The 18,634-nt window shown below is 69.9% G+C and carries 18 protein-coding genes and 1 tRNA gene; 17 read left to right on the top strand and 2 right to left on the bottom strand.

Annotated features, from left to right (window positions below):
- The first annotated feature begins 41 nt into the window (after positions 1 to 41).
- The 11 genes from ACYVAG_RS11465 to ACYVAG_RS11415 all read left to right on the top strand — a co-directional run bounded on the left by ACYVAG_RS11465 (position 42) and on the right by ACYVAG_RS11415 (position 9,195).
- The gene (locus tag ACYVAG_RS11465) at positions 42 to 1,913 is read left to right on the top strand and encodes a dynamin family protein (RefSeq protein ID WP_460769791.1); all 1,872 of its coding nucleotides are present in this window, start codon (positions 42 to 44) and stop codon (positions 1,911 to 1,913) included.
- Positions 1,914 to 1,933: 20 nt separating this feature from the next.
- Positions 1,934 to 2,311 (top strand): hypothetical protein, encoded by a 378-nt coding sequence (locus tag ACYVAG_RS11460; RefSeq protein ID WP_460769789.1) that lies wholly within the window; start codon positions 1,934 to 1,936, stop codon positions 2,309 to 2,311.
- Complete coding sequence (locus tag ACYVAG_RS11455) at positions 2,308 to 3,660, top strand: dynamin family protein (RefSeq protein WP_460769787.1); 1,353 nt, start codon at positions 2,308 to 2,310, stop codon at positions 3,658 to 3,660. Before ACYVAG_RS11460 ends, ACYVAG_RS11455 begins: the two co-directional genes overlap by 4 nt.
- A complete protein-coding gene (locus ACYVAG_RS11450) occupies positions 3,657 to 4,226 on the top strand; it encodes an RNA polymerase sigma factor (protein WP_460769785.1) in 570 nt (189 codons plus the stop codon). The genes ACYVAG_RS11455 and ACYVAG_RS11450 overlap by 4 nt, the downstream gene beginning before the upstream one ends.
- 186 nt (positions 4,227 to 4,412) lie before the next feature.
- A complete protein-coding gene (gene gyrB, locus ACYVAG_RS11445) occupies positions 4,413 to 6,467 on the top strand; it encodes a DNA topoisomerase (ATP-hydrolyzing) subunit B (protein ID WP_460769783.1) in 2,055 nt (684 codons plus the stop codon).
- Positions 6,468 to 6,554: 87 nt separating this feature from the next.
- Positions 6,555 to 6,974 (top strand): YbaB/EbfC family nucleoid-associated protein, encoded by a 420-nt coding sequence (locus ACYVAG_RS11440; protein WP_460769781.1) that lies wholly within the window; start codon positions 6,555 to 6,557, stop codon positions 6,972 to 6,974.
- The gene (locus tag ACYVAG_RS11435) at positions 6,971 to 7,285 is read left to right on the top strand and encodes a hypothetical protein (protein ID WP_460769779.1); all 315 of its coding nucleotides are present in this window, start codon (positions 6,971 to 6,973) and stop codon (positions 7,283 to 7,285) included. The genes ACYVAG_RS11440 and ACYVAG_RS11435 overlap by 4 nt, the downstream gene beginning before the upstream one ends.
- A 1-nt stretch (position 7,286) precedes the next feature.
- Positions 7,287 to 7,769: a WXG100-like domain-containing protein gene (locus tag ACYVAG_RS11430; RefSeq protein ID WP_460769777.1), complete on the top strand. Its 483-nt coding sequence runs from the start codon at positions 7,287 to 7,289 to the stop codon at positions 7,767 to 7,769.
- 1 nt (position 7,770) lies between these two features.
- Complete coding sequence (locus ACYVAG_RS11425; protein ID WP_460769775.1) at positions 7,771 to 8,319, top strand: GH-E family nuclease; 549 nt, start codon at positions 7,771 to 7,773, stop codon at positions 8,317 to 8,319.
- Complete coding sequence (locus ACYVAG_RS11420) at positions 8,312 to 8,857, top strand: hypothetical protein (protein WP_460769774.1); 546 nt, start codon at positions 8,312 to 8,314, stop codon at positions 8,855 to 8,857. Before ACYVAG_RS11425 ends, ACYVAG_RS11420 begins: the two co-directional genes overlap by 8 nt.
- Entirely contained in the window at positions 8,854 to 9,195 is a 342-nt protein-coding gene (locus ACYVAG_RS11415; protein WP_460769771.1) for a DUF2185 domain-containing protein, read from the top strand. Before ACYVAG_RS11420 ends, ACYVAG_RS11415 begins: the two co-directional genes overlap by 4 nt.
- Before the next feature lie 66 nt (positions 9,196 to 9,261).
- On the opposite strand, the gene ACYVAG_RS11410 is transcribed toward ACYVAG_RS11415, so the two are convergent.
- The gene (locus tag ACYVAG_RS11410; RefSeq protein WP_460769768.1) at positions 9,262 to 9,876 is read right to left on the bottom strand and encodes a C39 family peptidase; all 615 of its coding nucleotides are present in this window, start codon (positions 9,874 to 9,876) and stop codon (positions 9,262 to 9,264) included.
- 310 nt (positions 9,877 to 10,186) lie between these two features.
- On the opposite strand from ACYVAG_RS11410, the gene gyrA reads away from it, so the two are divergent.
- From gyrA to ACYVAG_RS11395, 3 genes are all read left to right on the top strand, one after another.
- The gene (gene gyrA, locus ACYVAG_RS11405) at positions 10,187 to 12,913 is read left to right on the top strand and encodes a DNA gyrase subunit A (protein WP_460769766.1); all 2,727 of its coding nucleotides are present in this window, start codon (positions 10,187 to 10,189) and stop codon (positions 12,911 to 12,913) included.
- Positions 12,906 to 14,168 carry a DUF3566 domain-containing protein gene (locus tag ACYVAG_RS11400; RefSeq protein ID WP_460769765.1) on the top strand — a complete coding sequence of 421 codons (1,263 nt, stop codon included), beginning with the start codon at positions 12,906 to 12,908 and terminating at the stop codon, positions 14,166 to 14,168. Before gyrA ends, ACYVAG_RS11400 begins: the two co-directional genes overlap by 8 nt.
- 80 nt (positions 14,169 to 14,248) lie before the next feature.
- Positions 14,249 to 14,322, top strand: a tRNA-Ile gene (locus ACYVAG_RS11395).
- A 227-nt stretch (positions 14,323 to 14,549) separates the two neighbouring features.
- Here the strand turns inward: ACYVAG_RS11395 and ACYVAG_RS11390 are convergent.
- Positions 14,550 to 14,975 carry an HXXEE domain-containing protein gene (locus tag ACYVAG_RS11390; RefSeq protein WP_460769763.1) on the bottom strand — a complete coding sequence of 142 codons (426 nt, stop codon included), beginning with the start codon at positions 14,973 to 14,975 and terminating at the stop codon, positions 14,550 to 14,552.
- A gap of 38 nt (positions 14,976 to 15,013) precedes the next feature.
- On the opposite strand from ACYVAG_RS11390, the gene ACYVAG_RS11385 reads away from it, so the two are divergent.
- The 3 genes from ACYVAG_RS11385 (at position 15,014) to ACYVAG_RS11375 (ending at position 18,567) form a co-directional block, all read left to right on the top strand.
- Positions 15,014 to 15,592, top strand: coding sequence for a TetR/AcrR family transcriptional regulator (locus ACYVAG_RS11385; RefSeq protein ID WP_460769761.1), 579 nt, complete (start codon positions 15,014 to 15,016; stop codon positions 15,590 to 15,592).
- Positions 15,593 to 15,976: 384 nt separating this feature from the next.
- Positions 15,977 to 17,872 carry a family 16 glycosylhydrolase gene (locus ACYVAG_RS11380; protein WP_460769760.1) on the top strand — a complete coding sequence of 632 codons (1,896 nt, stop codon included), beginning with the start codon at positions 15,977 to 15,979 and terminating at the stop codon, positions 17,870 to 17,872.
- Between the two features lie 137 nt (positions 17,873 to 18,009).
- On the top strand, positions 18,010 to 18,567 hold the full coding sequence (locus tag ACYVAG_RS11375; protein WP_460769758.1) for a Dps family protein: 558 nt from the start codon (positions 18,010 to 18,012) through the stop codon (positions 18,565 to 18,567).
- Positions 18,568 to 18,634 lie beyond the last annotated feature (67 nt).

Below are 18,634 nucleotides of genomic sequence, written 5' to 3'. Positions count from 1 at the left end.
AGCAGCCGAAGGGTGACGTTCCCGGTGGTTAGGGTGACCCCATGTCGACCTGGAGCGACCCCCAGCGCCGCGCGGTGACCCGCGCCAGGGAGGTCTTCACCCTCAGTGGGTACGCGGAGCTGGCCGGTTGGCTCGACAACATGCTGGCCACCGACGCCGACCGGGCGCCGATCGTCGTCGTCGGGGAGGTCAAGCGCGGGAAGTCGTCGCTGCTGAACGCCCTCCTCGCGGCCGACCTGTTGCCCGTGGGGGTGGACGTCACGACCGGCGGGTTCATCCGCGTGGTCCCGGGCGACGAGCCGTCGGCGCTCGTCCTTGCGGGCGACGAGCGGCGACCGGCCCCGCTGGCCGGCGCCCTGCGCGCGGTCACGGTCGGGGCCCAGCCGCTTCGGGAGGGCGCCGACGACCTGGGTGCCGGCGCCACGGGTGTCGAGATCACCTGGCGCGGTCGCTGGCTGCCCGACGACGTGCTCGTCGACACCCCCGGCATCGGCGGCCTCGACTCCAGCCACGCCGAGCTCGCCATCTGGCAGGCGTCGCGCGCCGGCGTACTGCTCGTGGTGTTGGACGGCGGCCAGGTCATGACCCAGCCCGAGCTCGACGCGATCGTCCGCGCCGCCGGTCACGTGGCCGAGGTCGTCGTGGCGGTCTCGCGCACCGATCGCCACCCGCAGGGGTGGCGCACCGTGGTGGCCGAGGACCGCGCGATCCTGGCGGGGGCCGGCCTCAGCCTCGAGATCGTCCCCGTGTCCGCGGCGCTGGCCGAGGAGGCGGGGCGGGCCGAGGCCCAGGACGACACCGCGACGGCCGCCCTGCTGTGGCAGGCGTCCGGCGTGCCGGCGCTCGCGACGACGCTGCGCGAGCGAACGGCCCGCGCCCGCGCCTGGCCCGCCCAGAATGCGCTGCGGGCGGCGACCACCGGACTGGAGCGCTTCCGCGACCAGCTCACCGCCGAGCGCGCCGCCCTCGACGGCCGCGGCGTACGCGAGGTCGAGCTCACCCAACGCCGTGACCGCCTGCGCGAGCTGACCGACCACAACGCGCGCTGGCCGCTCGACCTCCAGCGCGACCTCGCGCGGCTGCGCCAGGAGATGACGGCCGAGGTCGGGCGGCGTCTCGACGACGTCGCCGACGAGTGGTTGCGGGCACTCCCGCAGCAGACGGGCCGCTGGACCCCGGGCCGTCTCGACGCGCTCGGCCGCACCGTCGACGCCGCCCTCCGCGTCGCGGCGGAACAGATGGTGGCCGACTTCCACACCCGCCTGTACGCCGTGGTCAACCGCATGTTCGCCACCTTCGACAGCGACTTCGACCTGAGGCCCTTCGTGCCGCCGGTGCCTGCCGGGCGCGGCCCGGTGCGCGTGCCGCCCCGGCGTACGCCGGTCGTCGACCCGTCGGTCGTGTCGGTCGCGATGATCGGAGCCGGCCTTGCCCCGCAGTTCGGCTCGCTCGTCGGCATCGCCACCGGCGTCGGCCTGTTCCACCCGGCCGGCCTCGTGTTCGCGGGCGCGCTCGTCGCCCTGAACGTGGCCTTCCGCAACACGCGCGCGGGTCGCCAGCAGGTCACCGAGATGTTGAACGAGGCCGTGCGCCACCTCCGGGCCGACCTGCTCGGCTATGTCGACGCGGTCATCACCGAGACCTCACCGGAGATCAGGGTGGCGTACGCGGCCGAGGTGCGCCGGGCGATGGACGCGGTGAACGCCGAGCTGGCCTCCGCCGAGAAGGCCCGTCGCGCCGACGCCGCCGAGATGGACACCGCCCGCCGCGGGCTCGACAAGAAGCTGGCGGTGGTGGATCGGGTGGCCGCGGAGGTGGCGGAGGCGCTCGAGGAGCCCCACTCTGAGATTTCCTCAGCCCATCCGGGAACATCCGCCCCCCGGCGGCCCTCCGAAGGACATACACCCCGGTAGATTCCGGACCAGGAGGATCCATGACCGACCATTTCCCCGAGGGCGACCAGGCCGCGCAGCTCCCCGAGGTGCCTGCCGAGCTGTGGGAACGCGTGCTCGCGCACGCGTTCGACCCGGCCTCGAGCGTGCTGCCCGACGTCGTCCCCGACGACCTCGACGCCGACATCTCCGCCGCGTGGGGCGACGACGCGACCCCTGACGCGCCCGCGGCCGACTCCGCCGCACTCGACGCCGACCCTGTCGGCCACGACCCCGTGCACCCTGCCCACGACCTCGGCGACCTCCACGACGCGCCCTGGCACGACGCCCCCACCCCCGCCAGCCCGGCCGATGCGCCCGACGGCCACGTCGACCACCACGGCCCTGACGCCACCGACGACGGGGGCGTTGCCTGGTGAGTCAGGCCCTCGCCGGGAGCCTGCGCGAGCTCTGCGGTGACCTCAGCACCCGCCACCCCCAACTCGTGCCGGCGGTCGGCCGCATCGCCGCCACGCTCGACGAGCCCCTCCGCCTGGCGGTCGTGGGCCGCGTCAAGACCGGCAAATCCACCCTGGTCAACGCACTCGTCGGCCGCCGCGTCGCACCCACCGCGGCGGGGGAGTGCACGAAGGTCGTCACCTGGTATCGCTTCGGCTCCCCCGACCGCGCCGTGGTCATCACCACCGACGGGCGCGAGCGTCACCTCCCGCTCGTCGACGGCCACCTGCCGGCCGACCTCGGCGTCGACCCCACCCGCGTACGCCGGGTCGAGGTGTTCCTCCAGTCGGCCGCGCTGCGGACCAAGACGCTCATCGACACCCCCGGCCTCGCGTCGGCGACCACCGCCGTGTCGCAGGACTCGGCCGCCGAGGCCGACGCGCTGCTGTTCCTCGTCCGCGAGGCCGACCGCCTCGACGAGGTCGCGTTCTGGCGCGAGTTCGCCGACGCGTGCGGGCCGTTCGCCTCGGCCGGCGTCAACGTGGCCGCGGCGCTGTCGCACGCCGACCTCACCGGCGACGGCCAGCAGGACCCCTTCCCCCTGGCCGCCGGCCTGGCCGCGCGGCTGGCCGCCGACCACCACCGCGTGCTCGCCGGCGTCGTCCCGGTCGCGGGCCTCCTCGCCGAGACCGCCCGCACCGGCAACCTCACCGACCACGACGCCCGCGCCCTTGCGGCGCTCGCGACCGCCGACCCCACCCGGCTCCGCCTCGCCCTCGCGGGTCACCTGCCGCCGGGCGAGCTCCCGGTCGAGGGCCGTCACCTCGACTCGCTGGCCCAGCGGCTGGGGGCGTACGCGACCCTCGCCGCCCCACACCACGCCCGCGACGCCCGCGCGCTGCTCGACTGGCTCGACGCGACCAGCGGGGTCGCTGTTCTCGAGCGCCTGATCGCCGACGAGCTCGAGTCGCGGGCGACCCTGCTGAAGAGCGCCCGCGCGCTCGCCGCCCTCGCGAAGGTCGTCCGCGGCATCCCGCGCGCCGAGGCCGCGGTCGAGGCGGCGGGCCTCGATCCGGTCGCCCACCCGGTGCGGGAGCTGGTCGCGCTGCAGCGGCTGCGCGCCGACGACCCCGACTCGCCGGCGCTCGACGCGCTGCTCGAACAGCTGCGTACGCCGCCGTTCACCCGCGAACTCACCCCCGCCGAGTGGGCCCGCCGGGCGGGGCTGGCCCAGGCCGAGGCAACAATGTCCCTGACGCCGGTGGAGGCCGACGCGTGGCGCGTGCTGGCCCGCAGCTTCCAGCGTCGCGCCGTGGAGGAGGAACGATGACGGACGCCCTGCTCGAGCCCGAGGACGAGGCCGAGCTGCTGGAGCGCGCCCGCGAGGGCGACCAGCAGGCGTTCGCCGCGTTGGTGACGCCCTATCGCAACCGCACGTGGGCGGTCTGCCTCCGCATGACCGACAACCACACCGACGCCGAGGACGCCCTCCAGGAGGCCATGACGGCGGCGTGGCGCAACCTCGACAAGTTCCGCGGGGACGCGCGCTTCGGCACGTGGCTCTATCGCATCGCCGTGAACTCGGCCAACGCGCTGACCCGCAAGCGCCGCGAGCGCCCGACCGACATCGAGGAGTGGCAGGCGCTGGCGAACGAGGTCGACCCCTACGACCAGCTCATCGACAACCAGCGGCTGAAGGACGCGATCGCCGGCCTGCCGGAGCACTACCGCGAGGCGCTGGTGCTCCGCGAGGTCGCCCAGCTGTCCTATGAGGAGGTCGCGGCCCACCTCAGGATCCCGGTGCAGACGGTGAAGTCGCGTCTCAACCGCGCCCGCAAGCAGGCGGCGGAGGCACTGGGGCCCGACTTCGGCGGCCAGGACGCGCGGCGCTCCTGAAACGTCTCGTGGGCGGTTTTCCGCCCCGGTCCGCGTACGCCGCCCCGTCCGCACCCCTGCGAGGCGCTCGCAGCGGCCAAATCTGGCCGGTCACGCGAAATTTCGGGCGTCGCGCCCCCCGCAAATGCGGGACTTGTCGGTGCGTACCACTAGAATCGTCCTGCTGACCCGAGAAGAGGATTCCCTGTGACGGACACCCCGCAGAACCCCGAGACCACTGACCCCGGCATCACGCCGGAGGCCTCCGAGGTGGTCGAGGAGAAGGCCGAGGCCCAGAAGCGCCACCTCGTCGACGCCGGTGTCTATGACTCCTCGGCGATCACGGTCCTCGAGGGCCTCGACGCGGTCCGCAAGCGCCCGGGCATGTATATCGGCTCCACCGGCGAGCGCGGCCTCCACCACCTGGTGCAGGAGATCGTCGACAACGCCGTGGACGAGGCGCTGGCGGGCTACTGCGACACGATCGACGTGCGCATCCTCGACGACGGCTCGATCCAGGTGTCCGACAACGGCCGCGGCATCCCGGTGAAGATCCACCCGGCCAAGGGCATCCCCGCGGTGACGCTCGTCTACACCGAGCTCCACGCCGGCGGAAAGTTCGGCGACGGCGGCTACAAGGTGTCCGGCGGCCTGCACGGCGTCGGCGCGTCGGTCGTGAACGCGCTGTCCGACAAGCTCCGCGTCGTGGTGCGCCGCGACGGGTTCACCTGGACCCAGGACTTCGTGCTCGGCGTCCCGACCGGCGAGCTCGTGCAGGGCGAGGCGACCGACGAGACCGGCACCACGGTGACGTTCCTCGCGAGCCCCGACATCTTCGAGACGACCGACTACTCCTACGAGACGCTCGCGACGCGCTTCCGCGAGATGGCCTTCCTCAACAAGGGCCTCAAGATCACGATCACCGACGAGCGGTCCGACCACGTCGACGAGGACGGCAAGCAACACACGGCGACCTACAAATACGACGACGGCCTGATCGACTACGTGAAATACCTCGTCAAGGGCAAGGACGTCATCCACTCCACCGTGGTCGACGTCGAGGCCGACGACGAGGAGGCCGGCCTGTCCGCCGAGATCGCGATGCAGTGGACGACGTCCTACACCGAGTCGGTCCACACCTTCGCGAACACCATCAACACCCACGAGGGCGGCACCCACGAGGAGGGTTTCCGCGCCGCGATGACCAACACGGTCAACAAGTGGGGCGAGACCTGGGCGCTCATCCGCAAGCCGGAGGACCGCGTCAAGGGCGAGGACATCCGCGAGGGCCTCACCGCGATCATCTCGGTCAAGCTCAACGAGCCCCAGTTCGAGGGCCAGACCAAGACCAAGCTCGGCAACACCGAGGCCCGCTCGTTCGTCCAGAAGGCCGTCAACGACAAGCTGTCCGACTGGTTCGAGCAGAACCCGGCCGAGGGCAAGGACATCGTCCGCAAGGCCCAGGCCGCCGCTTCGGCCCGCATCGCCGCGCGCAAGGCGCGCGACATGGCCCGCAACCGCAAGGGCCTGCTGTTCGGCGGCGGCCTGCCCGGCAAGCTGAAGGACTGCTCGTCGACCAACCCCGAGGAGTGCGAGGTCTTCATCGTGGAGGGCGACTCGGCCGGCGGCTCGGCGTCGCAGGGCCGCGACCCGCGTACGCAGGCCATCCTCCCGATCCGCGGCAAGATCCTGAACGTCGAGAAGGCGCGCCTCGACAAGATCCTCCAGAACAAGGAGGTCGAGGCGATCATCAACGCGCTCGGCACCGGCGTGCACGACGAGTTCGACGTCGCCAAGCTGCGCTATCACAAGATCGTCCTGATGGCCGATGCCGACGTCGACGGCGCCCACATCCGTACGCTGCTCCTGACGCTGCTCTTCCGCTTCATGAAGCCGCTGATCGACGCCGGTCATGTCTACCTCGCCCAGCCGCCCCTGTTCCGCCTGCGGTGGACGAACGCGCCCCACGAGCTGGCGTACAACGACCACGAGCGCGACGTGATGCGCGACAAGGGCCTGGCCGAGGGCAAGAAGCTGCCGACGGTCAACCCGATCCAGCGCTACAAGGGCCTGGGCGAGATGAACCACGACGACCTGTGGGAGACCACGATGGATCCCGAGGGCCGCATCCTGCTGCAGGTCACGCTCGAGGACGCGGCGCGGGCCGATGAGATGTTCTCGATCCTCATGGGCGAAGACGTGGAGCTGCGCCGCACGTTCATCCAGCGCAACGCGAAGGACGTACGCTTCCTCGACATCTGAGGCGGAATCTTCCGGGCGGTAGGGGCGCCGGCGATGAGCCGGCACTTCCGTAGGTTTGTGGGGCGTACCCCAACAGCCGGAGGACCCATGGAAGACGACCTGGTGAACGTGGTCGGCGAGATCACCGCGACCGGTGACAAGATCCGCGAGCGCGCGGGCGCCGAGGGCGTGGCGAAGGAGACCGCAGCGACGCTGGCCGAGGTCGAGGCGTCCGCCCTGGAGAAGGCAGGCCGGATCGAGGTCACCATCGCCGACGGCAAGGTGACCCGTCTCGCCCTCCAGACGGGTTGGCTCGAGCGCGCCCCCAGCTACGAGGTGGAGCGCGTCATCGCGGCGACGGTGAACGACTGCCTCGAGAACTACCAGGCGGCGCTGGGCGAGGCCATGCAGAAGGCCACCGGCGACATGGGCGAGATGTTCCAGTCGCTCAAGGCACTCGACTCGCGGCTCGACGCGGCGTACGAACGCGCGATGGCGCGCATTGACGGAGGTGAGGCGCTGTGGTGAAGCTGACCCCCAGCGCGTGGGACGACGGCGCGCGCGATGTCGAGGGCGTGGCCGAGGAGTTCGCGCGGGAGGCCCGCGCGCTGGTCAGACGCACCACCGACGTGTCGGCGATCGGGTCGGACCAGGGCAACAGCACGGCCGACGACGCGGTCTGCCTGATCCTGCCGGCGGCGGCGCTGGTGTTCGAAGAGGCCATCAAGGGGCTCGAGTCGGGCCTGCGCGGCGAATCGGCGCTGATGAAGGACTCCGCGGCCATGATCCGCGACACCGAGGACCACAACACGACGATCGCCAAGAACCCGGGGGTGTGAGATGGCACTGATGTTGAGTGGGGGCGAGCGCGAGGCGCTGCGCTTCCTCGGCTATGACTGGCCGGCGACGAACGAGGACACGCTGAAGGGCTATGGCGACGAATGGAAGGCCTTCGAAGCGACCTGCTCGCGCCTGATCGACCGCCTCAACGGCGCGGTGAGCACCGTGGGCGGCGGCAACGAGGGTGACGCGTTCAGTCAGTTCAAGAGCTACATGACGGGGTCGGACTCCAACACCGACGGCATCCGCAGCTTCGGGACCGCGGCGGGCGTGGTCGGCAACGGCTACCGGCTGGCGGGCAATGCCATCTATGCGCTCAAACTGCTGATCATCGGCAAGCTCGCCGCGCTCGCCGCCTCCATCGCGGTCGGCATCCTCACGGGCGGCCTGATGTTCCTGGTCAGCATGGGGGCGCGGAAGGCCGCCGAATATGCGATCGACATCGCCATCGACCGCGCGATCATGAGTCTGACGGAGGGCTGAGATGGCGAAGGCACGCAAAGTCGTCAGCACGCCTGGAGGCGGGGTCCTGGTCCGCGAGGCCAGGAAACTGTTCCGCTACACCGACGTGCCGCCGGCGCGGGCGGGGCGCCACACCGAATATCGACGACCCGGTGACTGGAACGGCCCGCGTACGCCGGACGGCAAACCCAAGACCTACATCGATCCGGACGGCAACGTGCACGTGGCGCCGGGCGACAAGCGGCCCTACCTCGACCCGAACAGCAGGCCGTCGTTCCGGAAGGGCGTGCCGGAGGACGTCTGGGAGAAGGCGCCGAAGAACAAGGACGGCAACGTCATCGACCTCGCGGGACGCGAGGTCGACTGGAAGCCCGGCGATTCGCGTTCGGGCGTCTGGGACATGGGGCACGTCCCCGAGCAGCAGTATCGTCACGAGTACGACAGATATCTGGAGGGCAAGCCGCCCTACCACCGCGATGATGCGTCCGAGAAGTTCAGAGACTGGTACAACAACCCCGATCACTATCGTGTGGAGCACCCCACGACGAACAGGAGTCGCAGGCATGAATGACGATGATCTGGTGGCGATGGTCTACCACGGCGAGCTCGACGAGGTCGCCGACGAGGTGCGCGGCCGGTTGGGCGCCAAGGATTCGGCCAACGGGCGGACCCTGCTGGAGGCGGCGGCGTCGATCGGGGATCCCTCGAAGCGCTACACAGCGATCAATCAGCTCATCGATTGGGGCATCGACGTGCCGAGGGCGAGTTATGGGCAGGCGGGGGTCATGTCGATCCTGTTCTCCCGTTCCCGGCACGACGCGGACGAACTCGTGTCTACCGCCGTGCGGCTCGTGGAAGCCGGGGCCGACACCGGGCGTCCCTACCCGAGCGGGGACCGAACCCCGTCCACCGAGTTGGCGTACATCCAGGTGCCTGAAGACGCGCTGTCGCCGCTGTACGACGTGTGGTTCGCCCGACCCGACCTTGCGCTCGGTCGCGCCAACGGCGATGGGGGGAACGCCGTCGACCTGGCGGAGAAGCTCGATCGCGACGACTTCGTGAAGCGCGCCAAGGCGTGGCTCGAGGAGCATCCGGAGGAGAAGTCGTGACGACGGAGTTCATCAAGGATGCGGGCGCGGTGATCGTCACGAAATCGGTCCTCGAGGGGCGTACGCCGTTGAAGTGGATTGTGCGCGACGAGCCGATCGAGCCCCCGGACACGGGGTGGCGCTTCATGGGGATGCATGACACCCAGGCCTATCTGGATGATCCGGCGAACAGCGTGGTGGCCGACTTCAACACCGTCGCCGAGATCGAGCCGGCGGTGATCGGCATCTACAACTTCCCCGTGGGGACCGACCTGCAGTTGGTCGAGCACCAGGACGGTCGCAAGGAATTCGTGGACAACGAGACCGGCCAGCCGATCGATCCGGCGACACTTCGCTGATGTGCGAAAGGGCCACCCGGGAGCGTTGATCGCGGCCCCGGGTGGCCCTCGCTCTGTGCGGCCGGATCAGGCCGAATAGCCCTTCGGCGGGATCAGCGTCGCCAACTGGTCGAAGCTCAGCCAATAGTGGTGGTTGCCGCCGAAGTTCGCCGAGTCGGCGATGTAGGCCTGCTTCAGGTCGGGGTTGTAGCCGACGATCGCGATGTAGTGGAACACGGTCTCGTTCGCCGGATAGCCGGGCGGCTGGTTGCCGGGCGGGGCCACGATGTTCGCCACGAGCCCATAGCCGCGGTCGATGTCATAGACGATGTCGTGCCACAGCAGGTCGCGCTGGGCCGGCGTCGGCGGATCGTTCGGCATGAGCTTGCTCTCGTAATAGCCGCCGAAGTGCTGGTTCAGCACGTTGGTGACCAGCCCGATGTGGGCCGTGCCGACGATGTTGTCAATCCGCAGTTCCCGCGCCAGCTGGGCTTGGCTGGGGGCGGGCTTGCGGCACGAGATGGCGATGCGCGTCGCCGCGGCGCCGCACCAGTTGCCGGTCTCCTGGGCCTGGTAGTCGTGCTTCAGGACCTTCCAGTTGGCCGCGTGGGCCTTGTCGGGGCCCAGGAGGGCGGCGCCCCCGAGGGTCGCGGCGGCGGTGGCGCCGGCGCCGGCGAGGAACGTTCTGCGGGTGAGGGTCATGGTGATTTTCTCCAATGGTGAGGTCTTCTCTTGGGGGTGATGTCCACGCTGTCAGGCGTACGCCGGTTTGGACACCCCTGCGGCGTACGAGGCGGAACCTTCCAGCCCGACCGGGACGGCCGCCCCACGCGGGGCGCAGAACCCCGGCACGCCGGGCCGCGCGGGGGCGCGTACGGGCCAAAGACGATAGGATCGTCAGGATGGCCGTATTGCGAGATTCGTGGAATGAGAGCCGCCGTGGGCGGCTCCGCCGCGACCCCGTGCGCGCAGGCGTACGCACCCGTGGGCAGGGGCCCAGTGAGGAACAGCGATGACTGACACCCCGGACGAGCCGACCAACGAGACCGGACCGGAGAACGGTCAGGTCGAGACCGAGTCCACTGTCGACGAGATCGTGGCGCCCGAGAAGGGCACGACGCAGCCGATCGACCTGCAGGACGAGATCCAGAAGTCCTATCTGGACTATGCGATGTCGGTCATCGTGGGCCGCGCGCTGCCCGACGTGCGCGACGGGCTGAAGCCGGTGCACCGCCGCGTGATCTATGCGATGTTCGACGGCGGCTATCGCCCCGACCGCGGCTGGAACAAGTGCTCGCGCGTCGTCGGCGAGGTCATGGGCCTCTATCACCCCCACGGCGACTCGGCGATCTACGACACGTTGGTACGCCTGGCCCAGCACTGGGCGATGCGCGCGCCGCTGGTCTCTGGCCAGGGCAACTTCGGCTCGCCCGGCAACGACAAGGCCGCGGCCATGCGATACACGGAGTGCAAGATGGCGCCGCTCGCCATGGAGATGGTGCGCGACATCGACGAGGACACCGTCGACTTCAAGCCGAACTACGACAACCGCGAGCAGGAGCCCGTGGTGCTCCCGGCCCGGTTCCCGAACCTCCTGGTCAACGGCTCGACCGGCATCGCGGTCGGTATGGCCACGAACATCCCGACCCACAACCTCCGCGAGGTCAACGACGCCGTCCAGTGGGCGCTGGCCCACCACGACGCGACGCCCGAGGAGCTCCTCGAGGCCGCGATCGAGCGCGTCAAGGGCCCCGACTTCCCGACCGGCGCCCTCATCGTGGGCCGCTCCGGCATCGAGCAGGCCTACCGCACGGGTCGCGGCTCGGTCACGATGCGCGCGGTGATGGACATCGAAGAGGACAAGAGCGGGCGCACGACGCTGGTCATCACCCAGCTGCCCTACATGTGCAACCCCGACAACCTCGCGCTGAAGATCGCCGAACTCGTCAACGCCGGCAAGATCAACGGCATCGCCGACATCCGCGACGACTCGTCGGGCCGCACGGGCCAGCGCCTGGTCGTCGTCCTCAAGCGCGACGCCCAGCCGCGCGTGGTGATGAACAACCTGTACAAGCACACCCAGCTGCAGGACACGTTCGGCTGCAACATGCTCGCGCTGGTCGACGAGGTCCCGCGTACGCTGCGCCTCGACCAGTTCATCTCCTACTGGATCACCCACCAGATCGAGGTCATCCAGCGGCGGACGAAGTTCCGCCTCGCGAAGGCCGAGGCCGACGCCCACATCTATCGCGGCCTGGTCAAGGCGCTCGACGCGCTCGACGAGGTCATCGCGCTGATCCGCCGCTCGCCGTCGACCGAGGAGGCCCGCGAGGGCCTGAAGGACCTGCTCGACATCGACGACGTGCAGGCCACGGCGATCCTCGACATGCAGCTGCGGCGCCTCGCGGCGCTGGAGCGCCAGAAGATCGTCGACCGCCTCGCCGAGCTCGAGCGCATCATCGCCGACCTCCAGGACATCTTGTCCAACGAGGTCCGCCAGCGGAAGATCATCGCGGACGAGCTGCAGGAGATCGTCGACAAATATGGCGACGAGCGCCGCACGCGCATCATCTCCGCCGACGGCGACATGTCGGACGAGGACTTCATCCCCGACGAGGACGTCGTCGTCACGATCACTCAGGGGGGGTACGCGAAGCGTACGCGTACTGATCTTTATCGCGTCCAGAAGCGCGGTGGGCGCGGCGTACGCGGGGCCGCGCTGCGCGCCGACGACGAGGTCGCCCACCTGTTCACCACGACCAACCACCACTGGATCCTGTTCTTCACGAACATGGGCCGGGTCTATCGGGCGAAGGTCTGGCAGCTGCCGGAGGCCGGCCGCGACGGGCGCGGCTCCCACGTGGCGGGGCTGCTGAGCTTCCTGCCCGACGAGCAGATCGCGCAGGTCGTGACGCTGCGTACCTATGAGGACGCGCCCTATCTGCTCCTCGCCACCCGCAAGGGACTGGTGAAGAAGACGGCGCTGACCGCATACGACTCGCCGCGCTCGGCCGGCGTCATCGCCGTGAACTTCCGCGAGGAGGACGACCGCCTGATCGGGGCCGGGGTGTGCGCGCCCGAGGACGACGTGCTGCTGATCTCGACCAAGGGTCAGGCCATCCGGTTCGCGGCGACCGACGACCAGCTGCGGCCCATGGGTCGCGCGACGTCCGGCGTGACCGGCATGAAGTTCCGCGACGACGACGAACTCCTTTCGATGTCGGTCATTGACGCCGACCTCCCCGAGGACGACCGGTTCGTGTTCACGGTCACCGACGGCGGGTTCGCGAAGCGTACGCAGGTCTCCGACTATCGCCAGCAGGGTCGCGGCGGCCTCGGCATCAAGGCGATGAAGCTGAACGAGGACCGCGGGTCGCTCGTGGGCGGACTCGTGGTGCAGGAACACGACGAGATCATCGCGATCAAGCGATCCGGGCAGGTGACGCGCAGCAACGTTTCCGACGTTCCGGTCAAGGGACGTGACACGATGGGGGTCAAGTTCGTCGGTGTCAAGGGTGACGACGGCGTCTCGCTGATCGCCCTGAACCCGGAGAACCAGGTGGCGGAAGAGGTCGAGGAGGTCTCGGGTGATGATCCGGACTCGACCGAAGTTGCGCCGACCGGGCAAGATGGGTCGCCGGACGTCGATCAGGTGGCCGACGGACGTGATGACGCAGGCAACGACGACGCAGTGAACGCTGCTGACACCGCCGAGGCGGAGGAGGACAACCGTGAGTGATCCCAAGCGCGGCACCGGGCCGGGCTCTGAGGACGCGGAGGCCACCATGGTCCGCAGCGCGAAGGACTTCTACGGCAACACTCCCGTTCCCGAGCCCAAGGACGAGTCCCGGGCCGACCGCATCATGGGTCGCCGCGGCGACGGTCCGCCCACGGGTTCGCAGAACGCGGTGCGCTCGGCCGGGCCGGTCTCGCAGCCGGCGGCGCCGTCGGGCGCGACCCCGCAGCGCAGCCAGGGAACGCCGGCCGGCGCCCCGGCTCGGGCGGCGGATGGGCCGGCGCGTGGAGATGCGCCCCTGCGTGGCGATCGCGGTGCGGGTTCGAGCCAAGGGTCGGCCTCCGGTGACCGGGGCGCGTCCCCGCGCCAGTCCGGCATCGGATCGGCGAGCGGCGGCCTCGGCAGGCGCGAAGCGCCGACGAAGCAGGGCGGCCGTCCGTCGTTCAACGCGCCGGCGGGTGCTGGTGCTGCTGGTGCTGCTGCCGGCGGGTCTGCGGCGCGTTCGGCTGAGTCGGCCCCCCGCACCGGCGGCGTGGAGGCGAAGGGCCCGGGCGCGCGTACTGTCCCGGACAACCAGACGCCGGCTCGCCCGGGTTCGGGCGACAACGATGCGAGCGAGAAGGATTCGCCCAGGTCCGGCGCCGGCGCGAAGGCTGCGGCGGCCGGCGGCGCCCTGGGCGCGGCGGGCGGCGCCCTGGCCTCGCGGCTGAAGGGACTCCGCGGTGCGGCGACCGGCTCGGGTTCCGGCGCCGCCACGCGGACCGGCCAGGCGGCCGGGGCCGTCCCAGCGCCCGGCAGCAGGGAAGACACCGCCGAGCCGTCGGGCATCGCCCGAGACTCGGCGACGACCGGTTCGCAGGCCGCGGTGCGGAAGTCGGGAGCCCGGCGTACGCGCAAGGCGCGACTGCGCCTGGCCCAGATCGATCCGTGGTCGGTGATGAAGACGGCGTTCCTCTTCTCGGTGGCCGCCGGCATCGTGCTATGGGTCGCGACCGGAACTGTCTGGGCCGTCATCGGCAGCTCGGGTCTGTTCGAGTCGCTGAACTCGATGATCGGCTCGATCATCCAGACCCCGGGTGATGACACCCCGTTCCGCATCCAGGACTACATCGACACCAACCGCGTCATGGGCACCGCGGCCCTCATCGCCGTCATCGACGTCGTGATCTTCACGGCGCTGGCGACGCTGGCCGCGTTCCTCTACAACCTCGCGTCCGCCATGATCGGCGGCCTCGAGGTGACGCTCGCCGAAGACTGACACGGCCTGGCAGGCGCGTTCGCGATTTGGTGGACGCGCCGGCCATGCCGTAGCATTCTTCCTCGGTGCTGATGCATCTCGCGCCTATAGCTCAGACGGTTAGAGCGCTGCCCTGATAAGGCAGAGGTCACTGGTTCAAGTCCAGTTAGGCGCACCGAAGATCCTGTATGAAGCCCCCGGCCAAGCCGGGGGCTTTTGCGTTCTCCGAGCGAGGGCGAGGTCACGTTCTCCGAGCGAGCGCAGCGAGTCGAGGAGCCTCACGTTCTCCGAGCGAGCGCCAGCGAGTCGAGGAGTGCGACTTTTCGCTCATCAGTGACCATCTCGAACGCTCTGGAGGCTTCGAGACGTCTACTGATGAGCGATCTGTCACGCCCCGCTTCATCACCAGCATCGCCGCCTGCCTGCGCGCTCGATCAGGGCCGCCACCCCATGCGCCACCCCGAGCGCGGCCGGGATAAGCGCCGCGGCGAGCAGGCGGTCCCGGCCAGTGGGGCCGCCGAACCGCTTCCTGGCCCACCACGCGTACGGAAGGACGGTCAACGGAGTCGTGATGACTCCAGGCGTATAGCCGCCCGTTGCTGCCGACGCGGCCAGATGGCCCAGACCATGGAGCCCATATGCCTCGACAGCAACGCGAAACAGGCGCGACCGGCCCCCCGTCCTGGCACCGTCGACGGCCGCGACGCCGACCAGCCCACCCATCACCACGATCGCCACCCGTTGATGGCGGGTCGGGATCGCGATCCATTCCTCGGCGTCGTGGACCGCCCAGGCTGGCAGAAGGGCGGCGGCTCCCCAAGTGATCATGGCGACTCCTTTTAGCAGACACTGTGTAAACTAATCGAATGAAGCACACCTCGCAACGGGGCCGCCCGCGCAACGCCGGCATCGAGCCCACCGTCTTTGCCGCGACACTCACGTTGTTGAGCGAGGTCGGCTATGAGGGGGTGTCCATCGACGGCGTTGCCAGCGCCGCGGGGGTCTCTCGTCCCACGGTCTATGCGCGGTGGGCCAACAAGCGGGAGTTGGTCGTGGCGGCGCTGGCGTCCGCGGGCCCTCCGCTTGTCCCGGGGATCAGCGATGATCCGACCGAGCGACTGGTAGCCCTGGTGGCTGGGCTGGTCGTGGCGCTCAGTGCGGCTCCTCATGGCCGGGCAGTCCTGGCAATCCATGCGCTGGCCACTCCGGGCGGCGCACTGCACGCCGACTTGGAGCGCCACTACTGGGCGCCGAGGGCGGACGCGTTCGCCGCGGCCGTGGCGAACGCACGCGAGGCGGGGCTCATCGGCGGGGAGATCGACGACGACACCGTGCGCGACGCCCTGTTCGGACCACCGATCTATCGCTGGCTCGTCACGGGTGCGCCGACGACCGAAGACGGGGTCAACACCTCCGTGCGCGCCGCGATACGCGGCCTCGGGTGAGGTGAGTGCGACTTTTCGCTCATCAGTGACCATCTCGGACGCTCTGAGGGCGTCGAGAAGTCCACTGATGAGCGATCTGTCACGCCCACCGGGTCAACCTGGATCAGGCAGCGGCAGGATGTCGCACCCGGAACTCGTCGTCAACCCTGACCCGACCGACCGGGACTTCTGCGCCCTGTGATCGCACGTCAAGACCGGCGCCGCACTGTTGAGTCCGAATTCACAACGGTTCCCTGTCAAGGCTCTCGCGAGGGGACCCCGGGTGTTCGACTGAGATTCGTCATCCGGCTCCTGCGGGGTTCCTGCGCGGCACCGGGATCGTCCACCGAAGGACTGCAATGAAGCAGCTTCACCCATTCCGTCGCCTGGCCCTCGGCCTGGCCGGTGCGCTCATGGCCACCACGGGACTCGCCCAGGTCGCCACCGCGGCCCCCACGGTGTCCCCCACCGTTCCCCCGCGCGCGGACGAGTGTTGCCCCGGGCGCCACCGCCACGCCCACACCCACCGCCACACACACCCGCACCGCCGCCCCGCGCGCGGCCACCCAGCTGACCGAGGACTTCACCGGTCCCGCCGGCAGCCCGGCCAACCCGGCCATCTGGGGCTACGACACCGGCCGCGGGTTCCAGGGGTGGGGCAACTGGGAGAAGCAGTTCTACACCGACACCCGCAACAATTCTTGGCTCGACGGCGAGGGTCACCTCGTGATCCAGGCGAAGTACGAGGCGCCGGGCGCGACGATGCAGTACGGCGACGACGCCGGAAACGCCCACAACTGGGAGACCCGGTGGACCTCGGCCCGCCTCGTCACCCGCGACAGGTTCGAGTTCACCCATGGTCGCGCCGAGGCGCGGATCAAGGTCCCCCAGGGCGCCGGCATGTGGCCGGCCTTCTGGAGCCTCGGCGCCGACAACGAGACCAACCCGTGGCCCAACTCCGGTGAGATCGACATCTTCGAGAGCAAGTCGGACACCCCGACGATGAACCTCTCCAACGTCTTCGGCGGCAACGCCTGGAACGACCTGCGCATGATCGACGGCTGGACCCAACAGGGCGTACGCCTCGGTCAGGATTTCCACACCGTCGCCCTCGAGTGGACCCCCGACACGCTCCAGTTCTTCTTCGACGGCCGCCTGCATCACGAGGTCACCCGCGCCAACATGGGCAGCGACTGGCGCTTCGACAAGCCTGTCTATCTGATCCTCAACGTCGCGGTCGGCGGTGGCTTCGGTGGCGCGTTCAACGCCGACAGCGGCAAGGACGCCACGCTGCTGGTCGACCACGTCCGCGTCACGGGCACCCGCAACCCCCACCCGACCGGCGCGCTGGCGATCAGCAAGCGCTGGACCGCGCTCGGTGGGCTCAGCGGGCGCCTCGGCGACAGCCCCCGCACCAACTCGCGTACGCGCTGTGACCTTGTCGATGCGGGCTGCGTCCAGCACTTCGACGGCGGCCTCATGTATTGGAACCTCACCACCGGCGCCCACCCCGTCTGGGGCGAGATCGGCCGCAAGTACGCCGACCTGGGCTGGGAGCGCAGCCTCCTCGGCTATCCGACCGGTGACGAACTCTGCGGCCTGCGCGACGGCGGCTGCGTCCAGAACTTCCAGGGCGGATACATCTACTGGACGCCGAAGACCGGCACGCAGGTGGTCTGGGGAGCCATCGCCAAGGAGTACGCCGACGTGCGCTGGGAGACCAGCCCGCTCGGCTATCCGACCGGCGGCGAGGTCTGCGGCCTGCGCGACGGTGGCTGCGTCCAGCACTTCCAGGGCGGTTACATCTACTGGTCGCCCAAGAGCGGCGCCCACGCGGTCTGGGGCGCCATCGCCAAGACGTACGCGGACGTCCGCTGGGAGACCAGTGTCCTCGGCTATCCGACCACCGGTGAGGTCTGCGGACTGCGGGACGGGGGCTGCGTCCAGCAGTTCCAGGACGGCTACATCTATTGGACGCCGGGCACCGGCGGCCACGCGGTGTGGGGCGCGATCGCGCGCAAATATGCGGACGTGCGCTGGGAGACCAGCACCCTGGGCTATGCGATCGGCGGCGAGTTCTGCGGCCTGCGGGACGGCGGCTGCGGTCAGCGGTTCCAGGGCGGCTACATCTATTGGTCGCCGGCGACCGGCGCCCACCCCGTGTGGGGCGCCATCGGAGACCTGTACGCGGCCCAGCGCTGGGAGCAGGGCTCGCTCGGCTATCCGACGTCTGACGAACTCGTCACCCCGACCGGCTGGGAGCAGCGGTTCCAGGGCGGCGTGCTCACCTGGCGCCGCTGAGCCGAAGCGCGTCGGGTCGGGCGGGCCTGCGGGGTCACGCCGCCCCGGCCTCGGTTCTGTCGGACCCCCTCGCTAACGTGGAGGGCACTTCGATTCATCCCCTGCCGCCACCGTGGCGGTCCACGAGAGGAGTTCCCATGGCTGTCGATTTCACCCTGCCGGGCGTCACCAAGAAGGACGCCGAGAAGATCATCGCCGCGCTCCAGGTGCGGCTGTCGGCCTACAACGACCTCCACCTGACCCTGAAGCACGTCCACTGGAACGTCGTGGGCCGCAACTTCATCGGCGTCCACGAGATGATCGACCCGCAGGTCGAACTCGTCCGCGGCTTCGCCGACGAGGTCGCGGAGCGCATCGCCGCGCTCGGTGGCTCGCCGAAGGGCACGCCCGGCGCGATCATCGCCGATCGCACGTGGGATGACTACGACCTCGGCCGCGACGGCGTCCTCGCCCACCTCGGCGCGGTCGACAAGGTCTATGACGGCGTCATCGCCGACAATCGCAAGGTCATGAAGCTGCTCGACGACCTCGACCTCGTCACCCAGGACATGATCATCGGCCACACGGGCGAGCTCGAGAAGTTCCAGTGGTTCGTGCGCGCCCACCTCGAGGACTCCCAGGGCGTGCTGTCCGATGCCGGCGCCAAGACCGAGAAGGGCGCGGCCCGCGCCGCGTCCAAGAAGTCGAAGAACTGAGGCAACTCAAGCGCCGCTGACGCGGCGGATCGGCGGCGTCGACCACCTTCGGGTGGGTGACGTCGCC

Source organism: Mariniluteicoccus flavus (assembly GCF_054776655.1).
Note: the sequence above shows the minus strand (reverse complement) of the source record. Positions and strands in the feature narration are given on the sequence as shown.

Coding starts and splice junctions, on each gene's coding strand:
- ACYVAG_RS11460 (WP_460769789.1), top strand. CDS start 1,934: ATGACCGACCATTTCCCCGAGGGCGACCAGGCCGCGCAGCTCCCCGAG.
- ACYVAG_RS11410 (WP_460769768.1), bottom strand. CDS start 9,876: ATGACCCTCACCCGCAGAACGTTCCTCGCCGGCGCCGGCGCCACCGCC.
- ACYVAG_RS11375 (WP_460769758.1), top strand. CDS start 18,010: ATGGCTGTCGATTTCACCCTGCCGGGCGTCACCAAGAAGGACGCCGAG.
- ACYVAG_RS11425 (WP_460769775.1), top strand. CDS start 7,771: ATGGCGAAGGCACGCAAAGTCGTCAGCACGCCTGGAGGCGGGGTCCTG.
- ACYVAG_RS11440 (WP_460769781.1), top strand. CDS start 6,555: ATGGAAGACGACCTGGTGAACGTGGTCGGCGAGATCACCGCGACCGGT.
- ACYVAG_RS11385 (WP_460769761.1), top strand. CDS start 15,014: ATGAAGCACACCTCGCAACGGGGCCGCCCGCGCAACGCCGGCATCGAG.
- gyrA (WP_460769766.1), top strand. CDS start 10,187: ATGACTGACACCCCGGACGAGCCGACCAACGAGACCGGACCGGAGAAC.
- ACYVAG_RS11450 (WP_460769785.1), top strand. CDS start 3,657: ATGACGGACGCCCTGCTCGAGCCCGAGGACGAGGCCGAGCTGCTGGAG.
- ACYVAG_RS11420 (WP_460769774.1), top strand. CDS start 8,312: ATGAATGACGATGATCTGGTGGCGATGGTCTACCACGGCGAGCTCGAC.
- ACYVAG_RS11465 (WP_460769791.1), top strand. CDS start 42: ATGTCGACCTGGAGCGACCCCCAGCGCCGCGCGGTGACCCGCGCCAGG.
- ACYVAG_RS11430 (WP_460769777.1), top strand. CDS start 7,287: ATGGCACTGATGTTGAGTGGGGGCGAGCGCGAGGCGCTGCGCTTCCTC.
- ACYVAG_RS11390 (WP_460769763.1), bottom strand. CDS start 14,975: ATGATCACTTGGGGAGCCGCCGCCCTTCTGCCAGCCTGGGCGGTCCAC.